The sequence below is a fragment of the Roseateles puraquae genome, from assembly GCF_002205845.1.
Classification (GTDB): Bacteria; Pseudomonadota; Gammaproteobacteria; order Burkholderiales; family Burkholderiaceae_C; genus Pelomonas; species Pelomonas puraquae.
In genome coordinates this window covers 148,878-155,765 of record NZ_NISI01000012.1, presented here as the reverse complement: position 1 = coordinate 155,765, position 6,888 = coordinate 148,878, and the positions used below count along the sequence as shown (strand labels likewise).

General features: G+C 68.6%; 7 protein-coding genes. 3 read left to right on the top strand and 4 right to left on the bottom strand.

What is annotated here, in order from left to right; all coding sequences use genetic code 11:
- Window positions 1–430: 430 nt before the first annotated feature.
- Complete coding sequence (gene ptsP / locus CDO81_RS23060) at window positions 431–2,209, bottom strand: phosphoenolpyruvate--protein phosphotransferase (protein ID WP_088485587.1); 1,779 nt, start codon at window positions 2,207–2,209, stop codon at window positions 431–433.
- Between the two features lie 115 nt (window positions 2,210–2,324).
- On the opposite strand from ptsP, the gene CDO81_RS23055 reads away from it, so the two are divergent.
- Complete coding sequence (locus tag CDO81_RS23055) at window positions 2,325–3,131, top strand: GNAT family N-acetyltransferase (protein ID WP_088485586.1); 807 nt, start codon at window positions 2,325–2,327, stop codon at window positions 3,129–3,131.
- Window positions 3,132–3,141: 10 nt separating this feature from the next.
- Here the strand turns inward: CDO81_RS23055 and CDO81_RS23050 are convergent, their stop codons facing one another.
- Genes CDO81_RS23050 through CDO81_RS23040 form a run of 3 tightly spaced genes read right to left on the bottom strand, consistent with a single transcriptional unit; the run spans window position 3,142 to window position 4,307 of the window.
- Window positions 3,142–3,411 (bottom strand): HPr family phosphocarrier protein, encoded by a 270-nt coding sequence (locus tag CDO81_RS23050; protein WP_088485585.1) that lies wholly within the window; start codon window positions 3,409–3,411, stop codon window positions 3,142–3,144.
- On the bottom strand, window positions 3,408–3,806 hold the full coding sequence (locus CDO81_RS23045) for a PTS sugar transporter subunit IIA (protein ID WP_088485584.1): 399 nt from the start codon (window positions 3,804–3,806) through the stop codon (window positions 3,408–3,410). Before CDO81_RS23045 ends, CDO81_RS23050 begins: the two co-directional genes overlap by 4 nt.
- A gap of 9 nt (window positions 3,807–3,815) precedes the next feature.
- Window positions 3,816–4,307, bottom strand: coding sequence for a hypothetical protein (locus CDO81_RS23040; protein WP_144397371.1), 492 nt, complete (start codon window positions 4,305–4,307; stop codon window positions 3,816–3,818).
- Window positions 4,308–4,345: 38 nt separating this feature from the next.
- Here CDO81_RS23040 and CDO81_RS23035 point away from each other — a divergent pair, with 38 nt between their 5' ends.
- Window positions 4,346–5,584, top strand: a complete 1,239-nt coding sequence (locus CDO81_RS23035; RefSeq protein WP_088485582.1) for a CaiB/BaiF CoA transferase family protein — start codon at window positions 4,346–4,348, stop codon at window positions 5,582–5,584.
- Between the two features lie 188 nt (window positions 5,585–5,772).
- Window positions 5,773–6,879 carry a hypothetical protein gene (locus CDO81_RS23030; RefSeq protein ID WP_088485581.1) on the top strand — a complete coding sequence of 369 codons (1,107 nt, stop codon included), beginning with the start codon at window positions 5,773–5,775 and terminating at the stop codon, window positions 6,877–6,879.
- Window positions 6,880–6,888: the final 9 nt, after the last annotated feature.

Here is a 6,888-nt window from a genome sequence, read left to right as displayed (position 1 = left end):
AGGCGAGATTTTGATCTGCTTTCGCAGTGTCGTCAAGTACTTTTTGAAAATTTCTTTCAGACAGCGTCTTCAAGATCTTCAAGCACCCAACGAACCCTCCAGCTCGCCCCAAACCTTTCGGCTTGGTCGCCAACCTCAACTCACCGCGCTACCGTCTCCGGTTTGCGCCGCGCTTTGTGATCAGCGAAGCCCACGACTGTAGCACAGCTTTTTTCGGGAGAGCAAGAGATTTGCAGAAATTCGTTCGAGTCCGGCCTTGAAGCCTCGCCTGCCGCGTGCTGCGCGGCAGGCGTTCTGCGCTAGCTACTAATAGAAGGCGTCACGTGCGTCGCACTTCAGGCCGAGGCCGCGAGCCGCCTGACTGCTGTTGACCCGCCGGGGGGCCTCAAGCGCCTCGTGGGCTCACCCGTCCCCAGTGCCGCCTGTCGACTCAGTGCACGACCCCGACGCCCGCCCGGCTGCCCAGCAACTCCTTCTCTGCCGTCGCTTGAGGGTCCTCGCTGGAGAGGATGGCGGGCAGCACCGCCGCCAGGCGCTGGGCGTCAGCGCGCAACACCCGCTGCTTCACGGCCGGGATCTGTGAGGGATGCATGGAGAAGCTGCGCAGCCCCATGCCAAGCAGCAACTCGGTGAAGACCGGGTCCCCCGCCATCTCGCCGCAGACACTGACACTCTTGCCTGCCGCCCTCGCCTGCGCGATGGATTGGCTGATCAACTGAAGCACGGCTGGGTGCCAGGGGTCGTACAGATGGGCGACCGCCTCATCGGCACGATCGATTGCGAGCGTGTACTGGATCAGGTCATTCGTGCCGATGGAGACGAAGTCCACATGCTTGAGCAGCAGCGGGAGCATGACGGCTGCCGCCGGGATCTCGATCATGACGCCGAGCTCCACGCGGGTGAACGCATGCCCCGCATCGGTCAGCTGCTGCTGCACACGCTTGACCATGTCGAGGATCTGCCGCACCTCCGCCAGATGGGCCACCATCGGGATCAATAGCCGCACCTTGCCGAAGGCGCTCGCCCGGTAAATGGCGCGCAGCTGCTGGCGGAACATGCTGGGCTCCGCCAGGCTCCAGCGAATCGCCCGCAGTCCCATGGCCGGGTTGAGCACATGCTCATGCCGAAGCTCGTTGATGGTGAGCCGGTCAAGCGGCTTGTCAGCGCCAACGTCGACCGTGCGGATGGTGACGGGCATGCCCTTCATGGCGATGACCGCGGCCTTGTAGGCTTCGAACTGCTCCTCCTCGCTCGGCAACTCGCCCTCGCGATTCATGAAGAGGAATTCGCTGCGGAACAGCCCTACGCCGGTGGCGCCCGCCTGCACCGCGGCTTCGGCGTCCGCGGGCATCTCGATGTTCGCGTGCAGCTCGATGTGCTCGCCATCCAGCGTCACCGCCGGGGTATGACGTAGACGGCTCAGCCGCGCCCGTTCCAGTTCGCTCTGGCGCTGCCGGAAGCGGTACTCCTCCAGCACGATGGGCGACGGGTTGACGATGACGGTGCCGGCGTCGCCGTCGATGATGACCCAGTCGTCCTGCATGATCAGACGCGAGGCCTCCCGGGTGCCGACGACCGCGGGGATGTCCATGCTGCGCGCCACGATGGCCGTGTGCGAGGTCTTGCCGCCGATGTCGGTGATGAAGCCGCGGAAGACGCTGCGCTTGAACTGGATCATGTCCGCCGGCGCGATGTCGGCGGCCACCAGCAGGAGCGGGTCCTCCCCCGCGAAGTCACGGGGCGTGACCGGCGTGGGCGCCTCACCTTGTGCCTCGGCCAGCGCCCTCAACACGCGCTCCACCACCTGCTCCAGGTCCGCCTTGCGCTCCCGCAGGTAGTCGTCCTCCATCTCGTCGAACTGGCGGGCCAGCACTTCCAGGTGGGCTGACAACGCCCACTCCGCGTTGTAGTGCCGGTCGACGATCCAGTGGCTGGCGCCGCCCGTGAAGGCCTCGTCGTGCAGCAGCATCAGGTGCACGTCCAGCAGTGCGGCGAGTTCGTGCGGCGCGTCTTCGGGCAGTTCGTCCTTCAGCGTCGTCAATTCCAGTGCGACGGCGTCCCGCGCGCGCAGCAGCCGGTCAACCTCGCCCTGAATCTCATTCGGCGTCACGAAGTAGTGCGCCACGTCGATGCGGCTGGATGCGACCAGCACGGCACGGCCGATGGCCACGCCCCGCGAGACCGGAATGCCGAAGACCTGAAAACTCATGACGCTCTCCGCAGATCGAGTGGCCAATGTAGCGCGTGGCGGAAGGCCGTCGCGTCATGGTTTTTTCATGGTGACTTCACGGCCGCGTCAAACCCCATGCCCAGCATGGCGGGTCATGAACAGAAGCCAGATGATCCTCACGCATGCACTGCCGCATGCCCCCTCGCTGCAGCGCATCCAGCGAGCCACACCCCCGCGACTCAGCATCAGCTGGGCCCGCAGCGAAGCCGAGGTACGCGAGGCCCAGGCACTGCGCTATCAGGTGTTCACCACCGAGATGGGCGCCCGGCTGCCCACGCCACCGGGGCAGCCGGCCGGCCTGGACGTGGACCTCTTCGACGCTTACTGCGAGCACCTGCTGGTGCGCGCCGGCGACAGCGAAGACCACCCCGGCCCAGTCGTCGGCACCTACCGCGTGCTGACGCCGGCGGCGGCCCGACGTGCCGGCGGCTTCTACAGCGACACGGAATTCGACCTGACCCGGCTGCGCGGCATGCGCTCGCGCCTGGCAGAAATCGGCCGGTCCTGCGTGCACCCCGACCACCGCAGCGGCGGCGCCATCCTGGCGCTGTGGAGTGCGCTGGCGGAATTCATGGCGCGCAACGGGCTGGACACCATCATCGGCTGCGCCAGCGTCAACATGCGCGACGGCGGCCATGTGGCGGCCAGCCTGTGGCGCCAACTGTCCGCCGACCACCTCGCACCCATCGACTGCCGGGTGCGCCCGCGCCTGCCGCTGCCCATCGAGCACCTGCGCCAGGACCTGGTGGTCGAGCCGCCGGCACTGATCCGTGGCTACCTGCGCTGCGGCGCCCGCATCATGGGCGAGCCGGCCTGGGACCCGGACTTCAACACCGCTGACCTGCCGCTGATGCTGCGCACCGCCGACCTGCCCGCGCGCTTCCGCCGCACGGCTGGCTGAAGCCGAGCGCTTACTGGCCTTCGCCGAACTTGTCGTTGACGAGGGCGGTGATCGCGTCCTGCGCGGCCTGTTCATCCTCGCCGTCGGTCTCCAGCTCCACCGTGGCGCCCAGCCCGGCGGCCAGCATCATCACGCCCATGATGCTCTTGGCGTTCACGCGGCGGCCGTTGCGGCTCATGTAGACCTCGCATTTGAAGCTGCCGGCCAGCTTGGTCAGCTTGGCCGAGGCGCGCGCGTGAAGACCCAGCTTGTTGCTGATGGTGAGGTTGGACTTGATCATTCGTCGGGAGGCAAGGGGGGCGTGGCGACGATGCCGGTGACCGCGCCCTGCATGGCGCGCCGTGCCAGCTCGGTCAAGGGCTTCTGACTGGCGTAGCACAGCGTGCGCCACAGCATGGGCACGCTGACGCCGCTGAGCACCTGCACCCGCTCGCCCGCCAGGCGCTGGGCGCCATTGCAGGGCGTGGCGCCGAACACGTCGGTCAGCACCAGCCATTCGGGCTGGACCGAGCCGGCCATCAGGGCGCGGGCGGCAGCTTCAACGTCATCGGCACACATGCCGGGCTCGACGTCGAGCACCGACAGCGTGGGCGCACAGTCAGGAAACGTGTGCTCGGCCACTTGCCGCAGGGCGGAAGCCAGCGGGGCGTGGGCGATCACGAGCAGGTGGGGCATGGCGGCATGTTAGCGGGCGGCCTCGATGGCCAGCCCGGCGCGGAAGCTGTCCCAGGCGGCGGCGTCGTCCTGCGGCGCGGTCATCAGCGCCTGGTAGACCCGGGTGCCATGGGCAAACACGGCCACGTGCGTGACAGCGCCGTTGCTGGTCAATTGATAGTGCGAGGCCTCGGGCATCGGCGTCATGCCGGCCACCTGCAGGGCCAGCCCGGGCGGCAGCGGTCGGCCGAGCTTGGTCGCCAGCGCCTGCGGCATGGCCTTGAGGGCGGCGCCGACCTGCGTCGGGTCCGGCACCTCGGCCCAGGACAGTGCGAAGCCCTTGCCCCCGGTTTCACACTGGGCCAGGCCCATGCCTTGGCGCTGCTCCACATCCGGCTTGCAAGGAAAGAGCGCCACCGCCCCGGAGCCGGCCGGATGCACCTGGCGCCAGTTCAAGGCCGGCTGGCAGGCCGTCAACAAGGCCAGCATTAGGGCAAATCCGACAAGGGGGCTCACGCGCATGACCGGATTATCGGCAGCCGGCGGCCGACAATTCCGCAATGCAACAACAGCCCTCACCCCAAGCACTGACCGGCGTGCGCGTGCTCGACCTGTCGCGTGTGCTCGCCGGCCCCTGGTGCACCCAGACCCTGGCCGACCTCGGCGCCGACGTCATCAAGATCGAGCGCCCAGGCAGTGGTGACGACACCCGCGCCTGGGGGCCGCCCTATCTGAAGGACGCCGACGGCCAGGACACCTCCGAGGCCGCCTACTTCCTGGGCGCCAACCGCAACAAGCGCTCCCTGGCCGTGGACCTGTCACGTGCCGAGGGCCAGGCCATCGTGCGGCGGCTGGCCGGCCAGGTGGACGTGCTGGTCGAGAACTTCAAGGTGGGCGACCTGGCCCGCTACGGCCTGGATGCCCAGACCCTGCTGGCCGAACACCCGGGCCTGGTCATCTGCTCCATCACCGGCTTTGGCCAGACCGGGCCGTATGCAGAGCGGGCCGGCTACGACTACGCGGTGCAGGGCATGGGCGGCCTGATGAGCGTGACGGGCGAGCGTGACGACCTGCCGGGCGGCGGCCCGCAGAAGGTGGGCGTGGCCGTGGCCGACCTGTTCACGGGCATGTACGCCACCGTCGCCATCCTCGCGGCGCTGCGGCATCGGGACGCCACCGGCCAGGGCCAGGTCATCGACATGGCGCTGTTCGACACCCAGCTCGCCATGCTCGCCAACCTCGGCAGCAACTACCTGTGCAGCGGCAAGGCACCCGGCCGCATGGGCAACGCGCACCAGAACATCGTGCCCTACCAGGTGTTCGAGGCCAGCGACGGCCACCTGATCCTGGCAGTGGGCAATGACCGGCAGTTCGCCAAGTTCTGCGAGATTGCGGGCCAGCCCGGCTGGGCGGCGGACCCGCGCTTCGCGACCAACGCCGAGCGGGTGCGTCACCGCGCGGCCCTGGTGCCGATGCTGGAAGACGTCATCCGGCAGCGGCCGCGCAACGAGTGGCTGGCCGCACTGGAGGCAGCCAAGGTGCCCTGTGGCTCCATCAACTCCATCGGGGAAGCCCTGGCCGACCCGCAGGCCCAGGCACGCGGCGCCGTCGTGCCGATGGCGCACCCGCTCACGCCCGACCTGCGACTGATCGCCAGCCCCATGAAGCTCTCGGCCACGCCGGTCGCCTACCGGCATGCGCCGCCGCTGCTGGGGCAGCACAGCGACGAATTGCTGCGAGAAGCCGGCTGTTCCGAGGAGGAAATCACAGTCTGGCGACAGCGTGGCGTGATCGCGTGAGGGTTCACCCACCCCTGAACCAAGGGTTTCCCCCTGCCCGGGGGATGGAGCGTGAGACGAGCTGTCCTCAGGATGCGTCCACGCACTGCGGCGGGCCCACCTCCTAGAACCATCTGCCGCAGGTTCGCCGTCAACGGGTCATGCCTACACCTCCTTCTCCTGCGCCCGCGAGTGCCGCCAACGATGTCATGCCTGAGCCGACGCCGGTCCAGTGGGCGGACATCGTCCAGCAGCTCGGCGCCGAGATCGCAGGGCCGCTGAGTGCGGCGCTGGAGCAGATCCAGAACCTCGCCACCACCGGGCAGATCGACCGCCGCGGCCTGCGTCTGCTGCGCCGCAGCGTGGACGACGCCCGCACGGCCGGCATGCTCGGCCAGCAGCTGGCACGGCTGGCCTCGGGCCGGCTGCGCCTGAACCGCGAACGCCAGCACCTGACCCAGATGCTGCGCAGCGTGCTGGCCCAGCGCAGCCGCGAGACCCAGGCGCGCGGCGTGCAGGTGCGCCAGTCGCTCAAGCCCGTGGAAATCTGGGCGGACGGCGCGCTGTTGTTTTCGCTGCTCAATGCACTGATGGACTGGGCGCTGGCCAACACGCATTCGTCGGTCGACCTGCGGCTGGACCTGACCCCCTGGCCGGTCAAGGCCCGGTTGAGCTGCCGCTTCGCCCACCGTTCGCTGGACCTGCTGACCGACGAGGTCGACCCGGGCGACGACACGGCCGGCCTGGACTCGCTGGCCTGGCGCCTGCTGGAGCAGACGGCCATCACGCTGGGTGTGCTGCCGCTGCGCGAGCAAGAGGCGGGCATCACGATGCTGACGCTGGAATTCAACCAGCTCGCACCGGATGAAGAGGCTCCGGCCCCGCTGGACAGCACCCACGCACGGCTGGAAGCCGAAGCCGAGCGCATGGGCGGCAACTCACGGCCGCTGGCGGGCTGCCAGCTGCTGATCCTGTCGGCCAACCGCGAGCTGCGCGCCGAGGCGCAGAACGCGGTGCGCCACATGGGCCTGCTGGTGGATGCGGTGGGCAATGTCGCCGAGGCCGAGCAGTTCTGCGACGAAGGCCTGCCGCATGCGCTGCTCTTCGATGCGGCCCAGATGAGCGAGCCGCTGATGCAACTGATCTCCGGCATCAGCCGCGACGCGCCGGATGTCGCCTTCATCGAGATGTTCGACGGCGAGCACCGCACCCAGCTGTCCACCGCGACGAGCGACGGCATCGCGCGCATCTCGCGCCGCCACCTGCCCGACGCCCTGCCCTCGCTGTTGATGTTCGAGCTGGCTCGCCGGCCCTGAGCCGCCGCC

What these genes read in the sequence shown, in the direction of transcription:
- CDO81_RS23035 (WP_088485582.1), top strand. Translation starts at nt 4,346, where the DNA reads ATGCAACAACAGCCCTCACCCCAAGCACTGACCGGCGTGCGCGTGCTC.
- CDO81_RS23055 (WP_088485586.1), top strand. Translation starts at nt 2,325, where the DNA reads ATGAACAGAAGCCAGATGATCCTCACGCATGCACTGCCGCATGCCCCC.
- CDO81_RS23040 (WP_144397371.1), bottom strand. Translation starts at nt 4,307, where the DNA reads ATGCGCGTGAGCCCCCTTGTCGGATTTGCCCTAATGCTGGCCTTGTTG.
- CDO81_RS23050 (WP_088485585.1), bottom strand. Translation starts at nt 3,411, where the DNA reads ATGATCAAGTCCAACCTCACCATCAGCAACAAGCTGGGTCTTCACGCG.
- CDO81_RS23045 (WP_088485584.1), bottom strand. Translation starts at nt 3,806, where the DNA reads ATGCCCCACCTGCTCGTGATCGCCCACGCCCCGCTGGCTTCCGCCCTG.
- ptsP (WP_088485587.1), bottom strand. Translation starts at nt 2,209, where the DNA reads ATGAGTTTTCAGGTCTTCGGCATTCCGGTCTCGCGGGGCGTGGCCATC.
- CDO81_RS23030 (WP_088485581.1), top strand. Translation starts at nt 5,773, where the DNA reads ATGCCTGAGCCGACGCCGGTCCAGTGGGCGGACATCGTCCAGCAGCTC.